Origin of the sequence: Rhizorhabdus sp., assembly GCF_018006725.1 — a bacterium.
Classification (GTDB): Bacteria; Pseudomonadota; Alphaproteobacteria; order Sphingomonadales; family Sphingomonadaceae; genus Rhizorhabdus.
In genome coordinates this window covers 1-17,747 of sequence record NZ_JAGMXV010000011.1, presented here as the reverse complement: position 1 = coordinate 17,747, position 17,747 = coordinate 1, and the positions used below count along the sequence as shown (strand labels likewise).

15 protein-coding genes and 1 pseudogene are annotated in these 17,747 nt (G+C 67.0%); all 16 read right to left on the bottom strand.

The features are described from left to right. Positions 1–29: 29 nt before the first annotated feature. The gene (gene ftsZ / locus KAY22_RS03215; RefSeq protein WP_296619921.1) at positions 30–1,505 is read right to left on the bottom strand and encodes a cell division protein FtsZ; all 1,476 of its coding nucleotides are present in this window, start codon (positions 1,503–1,505) and stop codon (positions 30–32) included. Between the two features lie 139 nt (positions 1,506–1,644). Continuing rightward, on the bottom strand, positions 1,645–2,904 hold the full coding sequence (gene ftsA, locus KAY22_RS03210; protein WP_296619918.1) for a cell division protein FtsA: 1,260 nt from the start codon (positions 2,902–2,904) through the stop codon (positions 1,645–1,647). A 36-nt stretch (positions 2,905–2,940) separates the two neighbouring features. Then, a complete protein-coding gene (locus KAY22_RS03205) occupies positions 2,941–3,855 on the bottom strand; it encodes a cell division protein FtsQ/DivIB (RefSeq protein ID WP_296619915.1) in 915 nt (304 codons plus the stop codon). After that, complete coding sequence (locus tag KAY22_RS03200) at positions 3,852–4,808, bottom strand: D-alanine--D-alanine ligase (protein WP_296619912.1); 957 nt, start codon at positions 4,806–4,808, stop codon at positions 3,852–3,854. Before KAY22_RS03200 ends, KAY22_RS03205 begins: the two co-directional genes overlap by 4 nt. Before the next feature lie 283 nt (positions 4,809–5,091). Then, on the bottom strand, positions 5,092–6,012 hold the full coding sequence (gene murB / locus KAY22_RS03195) for a UDP-N-acetylmuramate dehydrogenase (RefSeq protein WP_296619908.1): 921 nt from the start codon (positions 6,010–6,012) through the stop codon (positions 5,092–5,094). Next, positions 6,009–6,209, bottom strand: a complete 201-nt coding sequence (locus KAY22_RS03190; RefSeq protein WP_296619905.1) for a hypothetical protein — start codon at positions 6,207–6,209, stop codon at positions 6,009–6,011. Before KAY22_RS03190 ends, murB begins: the two co-directional genes overlap by 4 nt. Further along, positions 6,206–7,627, bottom strand: a complete 1,422-nt coding sequence (murC, locus tag KAY22_RS03185) for a UDP-N-acetylmuramate--L-alanine ligase (RefSeq protein WP_296619901.1) — start codon at positions 7,625–7,627, stop codon at positions 6,206–6,208. Before murC ends, KAY22_RS03190 begins: the two co-directional genes overlap by 4 nt. Continuing rightward, a complete protein-coding gene (murG, locus tag KAY22_RS03180) occupies positions 7,624–8,784 on the bottom strand; it encodes an undecaprenyldiphospho-muramoylpentapeptide beta-N-acetylglucosaminyltransferase (protein ID WP_296619898.1) in 1,161 nt (386 codons plus the stop codon). The genes murC and murG overlap by 4 nt, the downstream gene beginning before the upstream one ends. Beyond that, a complete protein-coding gene (locus KAY22_RS03175) occupies positions 8,781–9,998 on the bottom strand; it encodes a putative peptidoglycan glycosyltransferase FtsW (protein WP_296619895.1) in 1,218 nt (405 codons plus the stop codon). The genes murG and KAY22_RS03175 overlap by 4 nt, the downstream gene beginning before the upstream one ends. Continuing rightward, positions 9,995–11,275, bottom strand: coding sequence for a UDP-N-acetylmuramoyl-L-alanine--D-glutamate ligase (gene murD / locus KAY22_RS03170; protein ID WP_296619892.1), 1,281 nt, complete (start codon positions 11,273–11,275; stop codon positions 9,995–9,997). Before murD ends, KAY22_RS03175 begins: the two co-directional genes overlap by 4 nt. Then, entirely contained in the window at positions 11,272–12,342 is a 1,071-nt protein-coding gene (gene mraY, locus KAY22_RS03165; protein ID WP_296619889.1) for a phospho-N-acetylmuramoyl-pentapeptide-transferase, read from the bottom strand. The genes murD and mraY overlap by 4 nt, the downstream gene beginning before the upstream one ends. Then, positions 12,330–13,742, bottom strand: a complete 1,413-nt coding sequence (gene murF, locus KAY22_RS03160; protein WP_296619886.1) for a UDP-N-acetylmuramoyl-tripeptide--D-alanyl-D-alanine ligase — start codon at positions 13,740–13,742, stop codon at positions 12,330–12,332. Before murF ends, mraY begins: the two co-directional genes overlap by 13 nt. Further along, positions 13,742–15,160, bottom strand: a complete 1,419-nt coding sequence (locus KAY22_RS03155) for a UDP-N-acetylmuramoyl-L-alanyl-D-glutamate--2,6-diaminopimelate ligase (RefSeq protein ID WP_296619884.1) — start codon at positions 15,158–15,160, stop codon at positions 13,742–13,744. Before KAY22_RS03155 ends, murF begins: the two co-directional genes overlap by 1 nt. Further along, positions 15,147–16,886 carry a penicillin-binding protein 2 gene (locus KAY22_RS03150; RefSeq protein ID WP_296619881.1) on the bottom strand — a complete coding sequence of 580 codons (1,740 nt, stop codon included), beginning with the start codon at positions 16,884–16,886 and terminating at the stop codon, positions 15,147–15,149. The genes KAY22_RS03155 and KAY22_RS03150 overlap by 14 nt, the downstream gene beginning before the upstream one ends. A 482-nt stretch (positions 16,887–17,368) precedes the next feature. Then, positions 17,369–17,620: pseudogene (locus KAY22_RS03145) on the bottom strand (NAD(P)(+) transhydrogenase (Re/Si-specific) subunit beta); the annotation flags it as partial. Between the two features lie 10 nt (positions 17,621–17,630). Continuing rightward, the coding region (locus KAY22_RS03140) for a proton-translocating transhydrogenase family protein (RefSeq protein WP_296619993.1) at positions 17,631–17,747 on the bottom strand (117 nt) is incomplete at its 5' end.

The following is a 17,747-nucleotide window of genomic DNA, read 5'->3' as shown; positions in this document are numbered from 1 at the left end:
CGGCCACGAACACCCGTCCGATCAATTGCTTACTGGTTGCTCTGGCGGTTCAGGAAGCGCGGAACCGCACCGTTGCCGGGCTCGTCCGCATCGACCTGTGCCTTGGCAGCGCCGCGGGCGATGTTCGACATCCGCTCGAACAGGGTTGCACCCGTCGAAGATGGGCGGCGTGCAGGCTCGGGTTCGGCAGTCCAGCGGGTCCCGGCGTCCTCCTGACGCGCTTCGGGCGCGGGTGCGGGGACGGTGGCTTCGGGCTGGAGCAGCAATTCGTCGTTGAAGAGGCTGGTCAGCTCGAGCGTCTCCGCCGGGCCTTCGGGGGCTTCGAGAACGAGTTTCTCTTCGGCAGGAGTCGGCGCGGCGACGCGCGGAGCAGCCTCGAACTGCGGGGCCGGCGTGGCGGCCGAAGCCGGTTCGGGAGCTGCGGCGACGGGAGCCGGAGCCGGGGCGGCGGCCTGCGGCACGACGACCGACTTCTCTTCGCGCGCCGGAGTGCGTGGCGGGAAGCTGAAGCTCTTCGACGGTTCGGGCATCGTCGCGGCGTCGACCTCGATGCCGGTCGCGACGACCGATACGCGAATGCGGCCCTCGAGTTCGTTGTTGAAGGCCGAACCCCAGATGATGTTCGCGTCCTGGTCGACCAGCTGGCGGATGTGGTTCGCGGCCTCGTCGACTTCGAGCAGGCGCATGTCGTCGCCGCCGGTGATCGACACGATCACGCCCTTGGCGCCGTTCAGGCTCACGCCGTCGAGCAGCGGATTGGCGATCGCCTTCTCCGCCGCCTCGATCGCACGGTTGTCGCCGGTTGCTTCGCCGGTGCCCATCATCGCCTTGCCCATCTCGCTCATAACCGAGCGAACGTCGGCGAAGTCGAGGTTGATGAGGCCCGGCATGACCATGAGGTCGGTGATGCCGCGAACGCCCTGTTGCAGCACCTGATCGGCCATCTGGAACGCTTCCTTGAAGGTCGTGTTCGGGTTGGCGATCAGAAACAGATTCTGGTTCGGGATAACGATCAGCGTGTCGACATGCTTCTGCAGTTCCTCGATGCCGGCCTCGGCCGAGCGCATGCGACGATTGCCTTCGAAGCTGAACGGCTTGGTGACGACGCCGACGGTCAGGATTCCGCGGTCCCGCGCCGCCTTCGCGATCACGGGTGCCGCACCGGTTCCGGTGCCGCCGCCCATGCCGGCGGCGATGAAGCACATGTGCGAGCCTTCGAGGGCTTTCTCGACCTGATCGAGCGTCTCTTCGGCGGCCGCCCGTCCGATTTCGGGACGACTTCCGGCACCGAGTCCCTGCGTGATCTTGAGACCGAGCTGGATGCGACGCTCGGCAGGGGATGCGTTGAGGGCCTGCGCGTCGGTGTTCGTGACGATGAAGTCGACGCCCTGGACGTCGGCCTGGATCATGTTCGCGACCGCGTTCCCGCCCGCGCCGCCGACCCCGATGACGCTGATGCGGGGTTTCAACTCGTCGACCTGCGGACGCATGAACTCGATCGTCATAGATAATCTCCCTTGCGGCCCTGCCCGCCGAAGCACCGGATGGGCCGAATCTTGCCAGACGCGATTCGTCGAATCACGCGAAAAGTTGTCCTATCCACAATTTTCGGGGTTAACCGAGCCGTGGCGGCGGTACCCCGTCTCAATAACCGCTCTTGATCGCCGCCATCAGCTTGCCGACGAGACCCATAGGCTGCGGCCGGTGGACGGTCTGTTCGGCCACGAAGGGACGAAGCTCGGCCGGATTTTCGGCCGCGACCTGGGCAAGGCCGACCAGCGTAGCGAAGGCCGGGCCGCTATGCGCGTCAGGGAGGCCCGACAGGATGCGAGGCCGACCGATCCGGACGCTGCGTCCCAGCACGCCCTGCGCATAGTCGGCAATGCCGCGAAGCTCCGCGCCGCCACCCGTCAGGACGACCTGTCGGCCGACCGGGCCGACATAGCCGAGATCCGACAGAGCCTTGGCGACGGCGTCCATCCAGTGGTCGAGGCGCAGGCGGATGACCTGGATCAGCTGGGCGCGGCTGATGCGTGGCGGGTCGATGCCGTCGGCGGCTTCTTCGGGCGAGCCGATTTCGAGCATCTCATGATTGTCGCGCGGACTGTTCTGCGCCGAGCCATGCACGCACTTCAGCCGTTCGGCCTGCGCGCGGCGGATGTTGAAGGCCGAGGCAATGTCGTCGGTGATGTCGGCGCAGCCCATCGGCAGCGAGGTCAGGCCCACCAGCAGGCCGCCGGCAAACAGCGAAACGTTGGTGACGCCGGCTCCCATCTCGACCAGCGCGATACCCATTTCGCGGTCCTCGTCGGACAGGCAGGAGGCGCCGGTCGCGATCGGAGAGGCAACGATGGACTTCACTCCGAGATGCGCCGAGCGGACGCACAGAGCGAGATTGCGCACCGGGGAGGGCTCGGCGGCGATGACATGGATTTCGACCCCCAGCTTGTCGGCGTGGAGGCCGAGCGGGTTCTTCACCCCGTTGAGACCGTCGAGGGTGTAGAGCGTCGGCTGCGCATGGAGGACCATGCGGCCTTGGGGATTGAGCGACTGCCGGCCTTGACGGAGCAACTCGTCGATATCGGGCTGCTCGATCTGGACACCGCCCAGATCGACCTCGACCTGCGCTACGTCGCTGACGAGGCCGCCGGCGGAAAAGCTGACCCAGACATGATCGATATTGGTGCGCGCGATCGTCTCAGCCTGCTCGACTGCCTCGCGAATGGCGGACTCGGTCGCCTCCATGTCGGCGATATAGCCGCGGCGCACGCCCCGGCTCTCGCGCTGGCCGCTGCCCAGAACCTCGAGTTCGCCGGCCTCGTTGGGGCGCGCGATCAGGGCGGAGACCTTCGACGAACCGATGTCGATCGCCGTGATCAGACCTTCATTGCGCGGCTGCGCCATCGCTGCTCCCTTTCCCCAAATTGCCATTGCCAGCCCTCATGTCGTCGACTTCGGGCTGAGCTGTGCCGTCGGCGGTTCGATGCGGCTGCCAGGCTCTCGCGACACGCGCGCGACCATTCTCGTGGGATCGCGCATGTCGATCGAGACCAGGCCCTTGCCGAGCAGGCCGGCGCGGCGGTCTTCCTGTGCGAAGAACACCAGCGCTTTGGCCGCTTCCGCATCGCCTTCGGGCAGCAGCAGCTTCTCGCCCGACTGAAAGATGATGTCCCAGCGCCGGTCGCTCTGCCAGCTGGCCGCCGTGACCAGAGGCTTGAGCGAGGGGGCATTCGCCATCAGCATCGCGAGTTCGCTGGCGCGGCGGTTCGCGCCGGGACCGACGACGACGGGCAGATCGGGCATGGCGCGGTCGTCGACCGGGCCGATCACCACCCCATCCTTGTCGATCAGCGCCAGCCGATGCTGATATTGCCAGATCGCGGTCGGTACCCGCTCGACGATGTCGACGACCAGCGTGTCGGGCAGACGCCGCGAGACGCGCGCGTCGGAAATCCAGCCGAGCTTCATCAGTTCGGCACGGGTGCCGTCAAGATCGACCAGTGGCATCGGCCGGGCCTGCTGCCGCATGGCGATGTCATAAACGACGGCGCTGTCGACCTGGCGGCGATTCAATATCTCGACATTACGGACCTTGAAGCCTGCACTGCCGATGCCGTCGGCGATCATCAGGCCGATCATCTGGGGCAGGCCCATGGCGATCAGCCCGGCGACAATCCCGCCGGTGACGGCGATGCCGAGCGCCCAGTTGCCTGTCTTGCGGAGCGCATCGCGCGAGATCGGAAGCTGGTCGACCGCCTTGTCCAGCGTCGAAGCCGTGCGGCGCGCGGGCGCACGACGGGCCGGCGCGCTGGTGCGCGGTCGACGGTCTGCGGAACGCGCGCGGGCGGCCTTCATCCCTGGGGTCCTTCCTTGGCTTTGCTGTCGGCCAGCGCCTCGTCGACGATCGCCTGGACGAGATCGGCATAGGTCATGCCGGTCTGCTTCGCCTGTTCGGGTACCAGGCTGAGCGGCGTCATGCCCGGCTGGGTGTTGACCTCGAGCAGATAGAGGCCCTCGATGCCCTGCTCGTCGTCCCAGCGGAAGTCGGAGCGCGAGGTGCCCCGGCATCCGAGCACGCGATGCGCGTCGAGCGCCATGCGCATGCATTCGTCCGCGATGTCCTGCGGGATCTTCGCCGGGCAGACATGGGTCGTCAGGCCATCGGTATATTTGGCCTCATAGTCGTAAAAGCCGCTGGTCGGGACCAACTCGGTGACGCACAGCGCGCGGTCGCCGAGCACTGCCACGGTCAATTCGCGCCCCCGGATGAAGGGCTCCGCGAGCAACGTCTTGAAGCTTTGCCAGGGACCATGGGCGTCACGATGAATCGGCGAGCCGTGATTGTCACCCTCTTTTACGATGGCGACGCCGACCGAAGAGCCTTCATTGACCGGCTTGAGAACATAGGGCCGCGGCAGGGGATCGCTCTCATACAGGCTCGCGCTTTCGATGATGCGACCCTCGGGCATGCGGATGCCGGCGGGGACAAGCTGCTGCTTGGTCAGTTCCTTGTCGATCGCGATCACTGAGGTGGTCAGACCCGAATGGGTATAGGTCAGCCCCATCAGGTCCATCAGGCCCTGGATCGTGCCGTCTTCGCCCGGCGTGCCATGCAGCGCGTTGAACACGACATCGGGCTTCGCCGCCGCCAGCCGCGCGGCGACATCGCGGTCCATGTCGATCCGCGTCACCTTATGGCCGAGATTTTCGAGCGCGTCGGCGACACCGTTGCCCGAGGTCAGCGATACCTCGCGCTCGGCCGACCAGCCGCCCATCAGCACGGCGATGTGGAGCGGTGCGTGCGTCACAGAAAATTTCTCCATGGAGCGGGGAGGGGGACCGCGCGCAGCGTGGTGGAGGGGAGGGCGGTGCGGGCGGAAAGGGTTTCGCCGCTGGCGCGGTGCCCCTCCACCAGCCTGCGGCTGGTCCCCCTCCCCTTGCAGGGGAGGAACGTGTTGGCCGAGTTGCTGCTGCTGAGCAGCGCAAGGAGATGCGAGCCCCACGTCATACAGTTCCTCCCCGGAACGGGGAGGGGGACCACGCGCAGCGTGGTGGAGGGGTGGGCGCGGAGGTCGTTGCCGCTGGTGGCCATCATTCAGCCACCCCCACGCGCTGGATTTCCCATTCGAGGGTCACGCCCGTCGTCGCCTTCACCTTGGTCCTTACCTCTTCGCCCAGCGCCTCGATGTCGGCCGAACTGGCCTCGCCGAGGTTGAGCAGAAAATTGCAGTGCTTCTCGCTGACCTGCGCGTCGCCGCGCCGCAGGCCGCGGCAGCCGGCCTCGTCGATCAGTTGCCAGGCCTTGTGCCCGACCGGGTTCTTGAAGGTCGAGCCGCCGGTGCGGCTGCGCAGCGGCTGGCTCGCTTCGCGCTCGGAGGCGATGCGGTCCATTTCGGCCTGGATCGCGGCCGGTTCGCCCGGCTCACCCCGGAAGGTCGCGCTGACGACGATGGCGCCGTCTGGCAGCTCGCTGTGGCGGTAAGTGTAGCCGAGATTGGCGAGGGCCAGCGTTCGCCGCTCGCCCGAGCGCAGGACGACATCGGCCTCGACCAGAATGTCCTTCACCTCGCGTCCATAGGCGCCGCCATTCATGCGGACGAAGCCGCCGACCGTGCCGGGGATCGAACGCAGGAACTCCACGCCGGCGATCCCGGCGTCGCGCGCTGCCGAGGAGACGAGGATGCCGCTCGCCCCACCGCCGCAGCGGAGGGTTTCGCCATCGAGCCGTTCCACCTTGGCGAAGGGCTTGCCCAGGCGCACGACGACGCCCGGAACCCCGCCGTCGCGGACGATCATGTTGGATCCGAGTCCCAGCCCCATGACCGGCATGGCGGGATCGAGCGCGCCGAGGAACGCGACGAGATCGTCGACATCGGCCGGCTCGAACAGCCATTCGGCCGCCCCGCCACTCTTGAACCACAGGAACGGCGCCAGCGGCGCGCCAGCCGTCAGCCTGCCGCGCACCGGCGGCAGGGACGAGGACGCAGCGCTGGCTACCGCTCCATCGGTCACGTCTTGTCCACGCCCCACATCGCCATCCAGCGCTCCCACGCCTGGACCTGCATGTCGGCCAGTTCCTTGGCCGCCTTGGCTGCGTTGTCGAAATGCTCGCCGCTGCCCATCGCCTTGAACGCCGCATCGACGGCTGTCTTCTGCATGTGCAGCGTCTGATCCTGGATCATTTTCCAAGGCCCGAAGAAATCGGTCATGCTGCCTTCTCCCTGGCAATCGCCTCCGAAAGCCCCGCCGCCCATTTGGTGATATCACCTGCGCCCAGGCAGATCACCATGTCGTCCGCTCCGATCGTCGCAGCCAGCACCTTGGCCAGCGCCTCCGGTCCGGCCACCGTCTGTGCCGAGCGATGCCCGCGCTGCTTCAGCCCGGACACCAGTGCATCGGCATCGACGCCCTCGATCGGGGCCTCGCCGGCCGGATAGACCGGCGCGACATAGACGGTATCGGCATCGTTGAACGCGGTCTGGAACTCGACCATCAGGTCGCGCAGACGGGTGAAGCGGTGCGGCTGGACGACGGCGATCACGCGCGACCGGGCGCCTTCACGCGCGGCAGCGAGCACCGCGCGGATCTCGACCGGGTGATGGCCATAATCGTCGATGATCGTCGCGACGCCATCGCCCACCGGCACCTCGCCGACCTTGGTGAAGCGCCGCTTGACGCCGCCGAACTTGGCGAAGCCATTGGCGATGACATCGTCGGGGATGTTCATCTCCAGCGCGACGCCGATCGCGGCGAGTGCGTTCTGGACATTGTGCCGGCCGGGCATGGGCAGGGTCACGCCTTCGATCCGGCGGGTGTCGCCGTCGCGGTTGCGGACGACGACGTCGAAGCGGTTGCCGCCGGGGATGGGCGTGACATCGTCGCCGCGCACGTCGGCCTGCGCCGAAAAGCCATAGGTCACGACCTTGCGGTCGCGGACGCGCGGGATGATCGCCTGTACCTCGGGATGGTCGATGCACAGGAGCGCCGCGCCATAGAAGGGGACGTTCTCGACGAACTCGACGAAGCAGTCCTTCACCTTGTCGAACGAGCCATAATGGTCGAGATGCTCGGGATCGATGTTGGTCACCACCGCGATGGTGCCGTCGAGGCGCAGGAAGCTGCCGTCGCTCTCGTCGGCTTCGACGACCATCCAGTCGGAGGCGCCGAGGCGGGCGTTGGAGCCATAGCTGTTGATGATGCCGCCGTTGATCACGGTCGGGTCGACCCCGCCGGCGTCGAGCAGTGCTGCGACCATCGAGGTGGTGGTGGTCTTGCCATGGGTGCCGGCGATCGCCACGGTCGACTTCAGCCGCATCAGTTCGGCGAGCATTTCGGCGCGGCGGACCACGGGAATGCGCTTCTCCAGCGCCAGTTCGACCTCGGGATTGCCGCGCTTGATCGCGGTCGAGGTGACGACCACGGCGGCGTCGCCCAGATTTTCGGCCTTGTGGCCGATCATCACGGCGATACCGCGTTTGCGCAGCCCCTCGACGACATAGCTTTCGGAGACGTCCGAGCCCTGCACCTTATAGCCGAGATTGTGCATCACCTCGGCGATACCGGACATGCCGATGCCGCCGATGCCGATGAAATGGATGGTGCCGATGTCGGTTGCGACACCCTTCATGCAAATGCGCCTTTCAAGGGACGGAGTTCCAGTTTTTCCACGGGGATGGGATCGACGATCGGCTCAGGGCCGATGCGTTCGACGAGATCGGCCAGATCCTCGGCCGCGTTGGGACGGCCGACGCCATGCGCACGGCGCGCGGCATTGATCAGCGCCTGGGGATCGAGCGCCAGCTTCTGCATCTGCTTCGCCAGTTCCTGCGGTGTGAAGTTCGACTGGCGGATCGCGCGCGCGCCACCGACCTGCGCCAGTTCGCGCGCATTGGCGGTCTGGTGGTCGTCGGCGGCCGAAGGCAGCGGGATCAGGATGGCGGGACGTCCGGCGACACTGATGTCGGCGATGGTCGACGCACCGGCGCGGGCGATGACGAGATGTGCCCAGCCGAGCCGTTCGGGAAGGTCGGTGAAGTAGGTGGCAAGATCGGCGGGGATGCCGAGCACCTTATATTTGCTGCGGACCGATTCGATATCCTCGGGTCGGCATTGCTGCGTCACTTGGAGGCGACGGCGGAACCCTTGCGGGAGCAGCGCGAGCCCGTCGGGCACGACGTCCGACAGGATCGAGGCGCCCTGGCTTCCACCCGTCACGAGCAGGCGGAAGATGCTGTCGGGGCCCAGTTCGGGGAAGAGCTGCTCCCGGATTTCCCGCACATTGTCGCGCACCGGATTGCCGACGAGAACGGTCTTCTCGTCATAGCGTGGCTTCAGCCGTTCGACATCGGGATAGGCGGTCGCGATCGCATCGACCTTCCCGGCGACGAAGCGGTTGACCCGGCCGAGCACGGCATTTTGCTCGTGGATCACCGTCGGGATCCGCCGCTTGAACGCAGCGAGCAAGGCCGGCAGGGCCGGATAGCCGCCGAAGCCGATCACCGCCGACGGCGCGAAGGTCTCGTAGAGCTGACCCGCCATCGCGGTGCCGGCGCGAATGTCGCGCACCGCCTTGATCATGGCGCGCAGCCCGCCGCCCAGACGTCCGGCGGGAATGACGTGCGTCTGGACACCGTCGAAGAGGCCGGGAATCCGTGCACCGCGCTCGTCGGTCACGAGGGCGACGCGATGGCCGCGGCGCATCAGTTCGGCGGCCAGCGCATGCGCCGGGACCATATGGCCGCCGGTGCCGCCGGCCGCGAGGACGAAGTGGCGAGTCACCCTCATCGCCCGGTCCACCGCACCGTGTAGGTCGCTTCCTTCAGGTGCGGATTTTCGCGGGTGAAGGCGAGCAGCAGGCCGAAGCCGATCGACAGCGCGATCATCGACGAGCCGCCATAGCTGATGAAGGGCAGGGTCATGCCCTTGGACGGGGCGAGGCCGACATTGACCAGCATGTTGATCAGCGCCTGGAAACCGAACTGCGCGACGAGGCCCGCCGAGGCCAGCAGGAGGAAATCGTCATCCTCGCGCATCAGGCGCAGGCAGACGCGCGCGACGATCGCAAAATAGAGGCAGGCGATGGCGATACAGGCGATCAGCCCGAACTCTTCACCGATCACGGAGAAGATATAGTCGGTGTGGGGTTCGGGCAGGGTGAACTTTTGCGTGCCGGCCCCCGGGCCGGTGCCGAGCAGGCCGCCATTGGTCAGCGTCGCATGGGCGCGGTCGACCTGATAGGTATCGCCCTGCTTGAACAGGAACTTGTTGATGCGCTCTGTCGCGACCGAATAGAAGAAATAGGCGGTGACGACCGCACCCATGCCGGCGCCGATCAACGAGCCAATCAGGCGGATCGAGGCGCCGCCGACGATCAGCAGCACCATCCATACCGCCCCGAAGATCACCGTCTGGCCGAAATCGGGCTGTTTCATCAGCAGCACGGCGATCAGGCCCATAGGCACGACCGAGATCAACGCGAAGGGCAACTCTGGATTGCGCGCGCGCAGCGACAGCAGCCAGGCCATGCCGACCGCGAACATCGGCTTGAGGAATTCGGACGGCTGGAACTTGGCTGGGCCGATCGCGATCCAGCGGGTGGCGCCGTTCGCGCTGCTGCCGATCACCGGGACCAGCGCGAGGCATAGCAGAAAGAAGAGGCCCATCATCAGCGCCATGCGCCGGGCCGCCTTCTGCGGCAGGGCGGACACGACGAGCATCACGGGTACGGCCATCATGGTCCAGGCCAACTGCATCCAGAAATAATAGCGCGAGGCGACGGTGACGCCGTTACCCGAATAGCGCACGCCGGCGGCGGGCGAGGCAGCGGCGACCGCGATCAGGCCGACGCCGATCAGGATCGTGACGAGCAGCAGGAGGACGCGATCGATTTCCCAGAACCAGCGCGCGACGGGCGTGCGCTTGCCCCGGCCGAAACGCGATCGGCGAATGGGAAGCTGCGCAGGAGTGGCGGAGGAGTCGAAGGACACTGCGACGTTCATAGCGAAAGCCCCTCCACCGCGCGACGGAAAGCGTCCCCGCGCGCCTCATAATCGCTGAACTGATCGAACGAGGCGCAGGCCGGCGACAGCATCACCACCTCGCCCGGACCAGCTGCCGCTGCGGCATCCGCCACGGCGCGCTCCAGCGTCTCGCTTTCGGTCACCGGCTTGCCGACCTCGCGCAGGATGCGGGCGAACATCGGGCCGGCCTGGCCGATCGTATAGGCGGCCACGACATGGTCGAAATAGGGGGCGCAATCGTCGAGATCGTCGGTCTTGGGCAGGCCGCCGAGGATCCAGTGAATCTTCGGATAGGCGCCGAGCGCGGGTGCAGTTGCAGTCGCGTTGGTCGCCTTGCTGTCGTTTACGAACAGCACGCCGGCCTTCTCCGCCACGCGTTGCATGCGGTGGGGCAGGCCGGGATAGCTGGCGAGGCCGCGCTGGATGGCATCCTCGGCGATGCCGAGCGCCCGGCAGGCGGCAATGGCGATGACGGCGTTCTGGGCGTTGTGCGGTCCCTGCAGCGCGGGCCAGGCCTGCTGGTTGCTCACCTCTGTGGAGCGGACCGCGAGGACGCCCGGACGGCGCGACGCGATGGCGGCGCTGGGTGCATCCTCGACCGCGATGATAGCCGTGCGGTCTGGCGACTGCATGGTGAACAGCCGTTCCTTGGAGGCCGCATAGCCGGCGAAGCCGTCATAGCGGTCGAGATGGTCGGGCGTGATGTTGGTCAGCACCGCGACGTCGCAGTCGAGGCTCCGGGTGATGTCGATCTGGTAGCTCGACAGTTCGAGCACATAGACGCCGCCCGCCGGCAGCGGGTCGCGGCCGAGGATTGGCAGGCCGATATTGCCGCCCATCAGCGTCGGGACGCCCGCCGTCTCGACGATGTGCGTGATCAGCGCGGTGGTGGTCGACTTGCCGTTGGTGCCAGTAATGCCGACCACCTTGTGCGGCGGCAACGACGGGCGGGCCTGGGCGAACAGCTCTATATCGCTCATCACGGGCACGCCGAAGCGGGCGGCATGGCTGGCGATCGGATGCTTGTTGAGCGGCACGCCGGGCGAAACGACGACGCCGGCATAGCCGGTCAGGTCGATCTCGACCGGGTCGGCGAACGTGACCTCGCCTGTGACCTTGGCCCGCGCCTCGTCCTTGCCGTCCCAGGCGGTGACCAGCGCGCCCGAGGCAAGCAGAGCCTCGACCGCGGCGAGTCCCGACCGGGCGAGGCCGAGCACCGCGTAGCGTTTTCCGGCGAAGGCGGGGCTCTTGATCACCGCAGCTTCAGCGTGGCGAGGCCGGCGAGAGCGAGGACGAAGGAGATGATCCAGAAGCGGATCACCACCGTCGGTTCGCTCCAGCCGAGCTGTTCGAAATGATGATGGATCGGCGCCATGCGGAAGATCCGGCGGCCGGTGCGCTTGTAGAAGAAGACCTGCAGCACCACCGACACGGTTTCCATGACGAACAGGCCGCCGACGATCGCCAGCACGATTTCATGATGGGTGACGACCGAGATCACGCCCAGCGCGCCGCCGAGGGCCAGGCTGCCGGTGTCGCCCATGAAGACGGCGGCCGGAGGTGCGTTGAACCAAAGGAAGGCGAGCCCGCCGCCGATGATCGCTGCGGTCAGGATCGTGAGATCACCCGCGCCCAGCACGTGCGGAATACCCAGATAATGGGCGAATTTCGCATTGCCGACCAGATAGGCGATGACGAAGAAGGCGAGGCTGGCGATGACCACCGGCATGATCGCCAGCCCGTCGAGCCCGTCGGTCAGGTTGACCGCATTGCCGAAGGAGACGATTACGAAGGCGGCGAACAGGATGTAGAAGGGGCCGAGGTCTATCACCGGGCCATTGTAGAAGGGCACATATAGTTCGGTGCCGTTACCCGACACGATCAGCCAGCTGGCGAGGCCGGCGATCACGAACTCGGCGAGGAGGCGCGATTTGCCCGAAATGCCCGCGGTGCTGCGCTTTTTGACCTTGTCATAATCGTCCATGAACCCGATCAGGCCGAAGCCGAGGGTCACGCCGATGCAGGCCCAGACATAGCGGTTGTTGAGGTCCATCCACAGCAGCAGCGACAAGGTGACAGCGATCAGGATCATCAGCCCGCCCATCGTTGGCGTGCCGACCTTGGCAAGGTGCGTCTGCGGGCCATCGGCGCGGATCGGCTGACCCTTGCCCTGGCGGACGCGCAGCCAGCCGATGAATCGAGGGCCGATGATGAGGCCGATTAACAGCGCGGTCAGCGCGGCCGCCCCCGCCCGGAAGGTGATGTACCGGATGAGGTTCAGGACGCCCGGAAACCCGAGTTGTTCGGCAATCAGGTAGAGCATGGCGTCCTTTCGCCGGCCAACGCCCCCGAGCGCAGATGCTCGACGAGGCGCGAAAGGCCGATCGCGTTCGATCCCTTGATCAATATGGCGTCGCCCGGCGCAAGCCGGCTCCCGATCGAATCGAGCGCCGCGCGGGCGTCGGGCACATGCGCGAAATCGATCCGCCCCTCAAGGGCGTTTGCGAGCGCCGTCATCTCCTGTCCGACGAGCAGCGCGAAGCCTACGCCGGCGGCCTGCAGCGGTCCTGCCAGCGCGGCATGATAATCGGGCGATCCGGCCCCGAGTTCGCGCATGTCGCCGAGCACGACGACGCGGCGCTCGGCCGCCTGCTGGCCGAGCATGCCGATGGTCGCGGCCATCGATCCGGGATTGGCGTTGTAGCTCTCGTCGATCACCAGCGCGGTGCCGTTGCCGATCGCGACGGTGCTACGCTGACCGCGTCCGGGAAGACCCTCCATGTCGGCAAAGGCGAGGCCAGCTGCCGCCAGGTCGCCGCCCACGGCCCACACGGCGGCCATCACCGCCATGGCGTTGGACACCCAGTGGGTGCCGGGCGGGGCGATCGTGAAGGTCAGTTCGGCGTCGGGCAGGATCAGCGAGACCAGCGTGCCGTTGTCGAGAGGGACGACGTCCTGCACGCGGACGTCGGCCTCGCGGCTGTGGCCGAAGGTCAGGATGCGGCCTGCATGGGCGTCGGCCGCCGCCCGTAGCCGATCGCGATGCGGGCTGTCATAGGGCAGGATGGCGGTGCCGCCCGGTTCGAGTCCCTGGAAAATTTCGCCCTTGGCTTCGGCAATATCGGCTTCGCTGGCGAAAAAGGCGCTATGCGCGGGCGCGATGGCGGTGACAATTGCGACATGCGGCCGGACGAGACGGGTCAGATGGGCCAATTCGCCGGCATGGTTCATGCCCATCTCGAACACACCGATGGCGGTGTCGGCGGGCATGCGGGCGAGGCTCAGCGGCACCCCGGTATGGTTGTTGTAGCTCTTGACCGAACGATGGACCCGGCCACGCAAGGCGCGATCCAGGCAGGCGAACAGTGCCTCCTTGGTGCCGGTCTTGCCCACGGAACCCGTGACGCCGATGACCTTGCCGGCCATGCGCGCGCGCGATGCGACGCCCAGCGCTTCCAGCGCCGGCATCGTGTCGCTGACGCGGACATGTGGGCCCGCGCAGGCATCGGACACGATCGCGCCCGACGCCCCGGCGGCAAAAGCCTTGTCGAGGAAGGCATGGCCGTCGGTCGTCTCGCCCTTCATCGCGATGAACAGGTCGCCCGGGCCGATCTCCCGCGAGTCGAAGGCGACGCCGGACGCCTGGAAGTCGCCGTGCACCTCGCCATCGACCGCAGCGGCGATGTCAAAGGCTGTCCAGAGCGGGGAGGAAGACGCGCTCATCAGGCCGCGCATTCCCGGGCGACGCTGACATCGTCGAAGGGCAGGACACGGTCGCCGACGATCTGGCCCTGCTCATGACCCTTGCCCGCGATCAGAACGATGTCGCCGGCCTCGGTGCGGGCGATGGCCTCGGCAATGGCTTCACGCCGCCCGCCGATCTCGATCGCGCCGGGGGCGCCCGCCATCACGTCGCGGCGGATCGCGGCGGGGTCTTCGGAGCGGGGATTGTCGTCGGTGACGATGGCGATGTCGGAGAGCCGCATCGCAACCTCGCCCATCAGCGGGCGCTTGCCGGTGTCGCGGTCGCCGCCGGCGCCGAAGACGGTGATCAGGCGACCCGCCGTGTGCGGACGAAGCGCCGCAATGGCGGCTTCGAGGCCGTCCGGCGTGTGCGCATAGTCGACATAGATCGGCGCACCGCTCTTCGACAGTGCCGCCCGCTCGAGGCGGCCGCGCACCGGAGCGACGCGCTGCAGGTCGGCGAGCGTCCGGTCGACATCGCCGCCGGTGGCGATCACCAGTCCGGCGGCCACGAGCGCATTGGCCGCCTGATAGGCGCCGATCAATGGTAGCTTTACTTCGCGGCCCTTGCCGTCGATCTCGAGTTTCAGAGTCTGGCCGAGCGCGGTCGGCACGCGGTCTAGCAGGCGGATCGTATCGCCGCTTCCGCCGACCGTGATCGCGCGGATGCCACGCGCCTTCACGGCGTCGATCACCCCGGCCGAATAGGCATCGTCGGCCCAGATCACCGCCGCGCCGTCCGCATCGACGACCTCGTCGAACAGGCGCAGCTTGGCCGAGAAATAGGCCTCCATCGTACCATGATAGTCGAGATGGTCGCGGCTCAGATTGGTGAAGGCGACCGCTCGGACCGGCAGCCCCTCGGTGCGGTACTGCGACAGGCCGTGGCTCGAGGCCTCGAAGGCGGCATGGGTGACGCCCTCCTTGCGGAGGCCGGCCATGTTGGAGAGGAAGGTGACGATATCCGGCGTGGTGAGCCCGGTCGAGACCTGGTCATCCGCCGTTGTGACGCCCAGCGTGCCGATCGAGGCGGCGTGGAAGCCGGCCATCCGCCACAGCTGGCGGGTGAGTTCGACCGTGGACGTCTTGCCGTTCGTTCCGGTGACGGCGACAGTGGTATCGGGAAAGGGCGCGAAGAAGCGCGCCGCCAGCCGGGCGAACAGCCGCCGGGGTTCCTGGTCGACGATATGCGCAGCACCCTCGACCGTGACGCCGGGGGCTGAGATGATGGCGATCGCGCCGGCTTGTACCGCCTGCGCGACATAATCCTCGCCGTTGAAGCGGCTTCCGCGAAAGGCACCGAATATGGTGCCGGGCGCGACCTTGCGATGGTCGATCGCAAAGCCGGTGATGCGGTCGTCGCTCGCGGCGTCGGGGATCAGGTCAGTCAATCGCATGGACGCCCGCATCCTCCTTCTCGGGTTTGTAGACGAACGGCATCAGGTCGGAGACGTCGATGTCCTTGCTCGGGTCGGGAATGACTCCGAGTAGCGGACCGATTCTGGCGATGACATTCTTGGCTGCGGGCAGAGCGGTCCAGGCCGCGCTACGAAAGCCATAGGTCTCGGGAATGCCCTGCGGCTCGTCCATCGTCACGATCACGACATAGCGCGGCGCGTCCATCGGGAAGGCCGTGGCAAAGGTCGTGACGAGGCTGTTGTGGATATAGCGTCCATTGAGATTCTTTTCGGCGGTACCGGTCTTGCCGCCGACCCGCAGGCCGGGGATGTCGGCACCGCGTCCGGTGCCTTCCTTGACGACCAGACGCATCAGCTGGCGAACGCGGCGGCTGGTTTCCTCGGAGATCACGCGCTGGCCCCTGGGCGCCTGGCCGGGCGCGAGCTTCAGCAGCGTTGCGGGGCGCATGATTCCGCCGTTGACCATCGCTGCATAGGCATTGGCGAGGTGTAGCTGGCTGACGGCGATGCCATGGCCATAGGCGACCGTCATGACGGTCGTCCGCGCCCAGTAGCCAGGCCAGAGCGGCTTGCCGCGGGCACCGAGCTCCAGGTCGGCGGCGCGGTCGAAGCCGAGCTTGCGGAAGAAGGCCTGGGTGCGCTCAGGGCCCAGTTCTTCGGCGATGCGGGCGGTGCCGATGTTCGACGAGTGGATCAGGATATCGGGGACCGACATCCAGCGCTTCTGCGGATGGTCGTCGCGGATCGTGAAGCCGCCGACCTTGAGCGGAGCGGTCGCGTCATAGCGGCGGCCGAAATCGGTAATCACGCCGTTCTCGATGGCGTTGGCCATCGTCAGCACCTTGAAGGTCGATCCGAGCTCGTAGACCGAGCTGATCGCACGGTTGTAGCGCGCATCGGGGCGCAGGGGATCGGTGCCCACGGGGACGAGGCCGGGGGCGTTCGGGTTGAACACCGGCAAGGAGGCCATGGCGATGACCTCGCCGGTGTGCACGTCGAGCACGATGCCGGCGCCGCCGACCGCGAAATGCTTTTCGGCCTGCTTGCGGATGGCGCTTTCGAGGGCGGCCTGCACGCGGCTGTCGATCGACAGTTCGACCGGTTGGTTGCTCGCGCCCGGGCTGGTCAGCCGCTTGTCGAGGAAGGTTTCCATGCCACTCACCGGCACGCCGCCGATGTCCATATAGCCGATGACCTGCGCGGCCATCGTGCCTTGCGGATAGAAGCGCTTCGGTTCGGGTACTTCCTCGATGCCCGGCTCGCCCAGCAGTCGCACCGCGCGGATCATGGCAGGCGTTGCGCCCCGCTCCAGATAGACGAATTTGCGCCGTCCGCTGAGGATGCGCAGATAATAGTCGGCCGTGCGGCTCGGGAATAGACGAGCCAGTTCGGTCGCGAGACGGGCCTTGTCGCCGATCACCAGCGGCGGGCGAATGGCGAGGCTGACCCCGCGGATCGTCGAGGCAAGGACTTTGCCATTGCGGTCGAGAATCTCGCCGCGCCGGCCGCTCGTGGCAGCGACTGCCGACCGATCGGGGCCGTCGAATATGGCGAGGTAGAGCAGGCGCAGCGCGATGATGCCGATCAGCAGGCCGAACAGCATCATCAGCACCATCAGGCGCTCATGGGCGGTCTGGACCGTCTGGTCGGTCTTGACGAGGGCGCGGTCGCGCGGCGGGTTTAGCCCGACCGCAGGCGCGTTCATTGCTTGCCTTTGCGGCTGCGCGCGGACCGGTCGTCGCTCAGCCCGTCGAGGAAATCGTCCCCGAGGCTTACGGGCTTGCCGACCTTGCGCAGCGCTACTTCATGTACCGGCGACGGCGCCTGTTCGGCGAGCGCGGGAGCCTTGGCCTGGACAAAGTTGGCCGACCGCAGGCGCGGCTGTTCGACGGCCGGAGCAGGGGCAGGAATCGGCGTGGCCCGCGACGGCGTCGTGGTGCCGCCCGCGTCCTCGATCTTGTCGAAGCTGACCTTGTCGACCGCGCCACGGCTAGCGACGATCTGCGGATCGAGCTGCAGCGCCGGCTGGCCCTGCGGCTGAGTCATCGCCACGAGCCGCACCGAGTTCGTCGCGAACTGCTCGGGCCCCGGCGCCTGCAGACCATAGACGTTCTGGTTCCACTGTTCGATCTGGGCGAGGCCGCCTCGCGTATCGATCTGCGTGCGCAGTTCGCGGATATCCTGCTGCGTCATCGCGATCTTGCGAGCGATGACCGCGCCGGCGCCGCCGCCGAGCGCGAGGCCGCCGAGCACCAGCGCCCAGCCGCCCGGGCCGGCCGGCGGGGAGGAGCCGAGCGTCGTTAGAATGGCGATGGTCATGCCGACCATGCCGAAAATATTGCCCTGGCGGGACGTGACCGGGCTGGAGAGCCCGCGCAGCGCCAGGATGAACAGGACACCCGAGACGAGATAGAGCAGCGCGACCAGATTGGCGTTCATGTCGGTGCGCTCACTTCTTCTTCGAGTACATGGCGAGCATCCGGCTGGTCACCAGGAACCCGCCGAAAATGTTCACCGCCGCCAGGATCAGGCCGACAAAGCCGAAGCCGCGGGCCCAGCCCGTGCC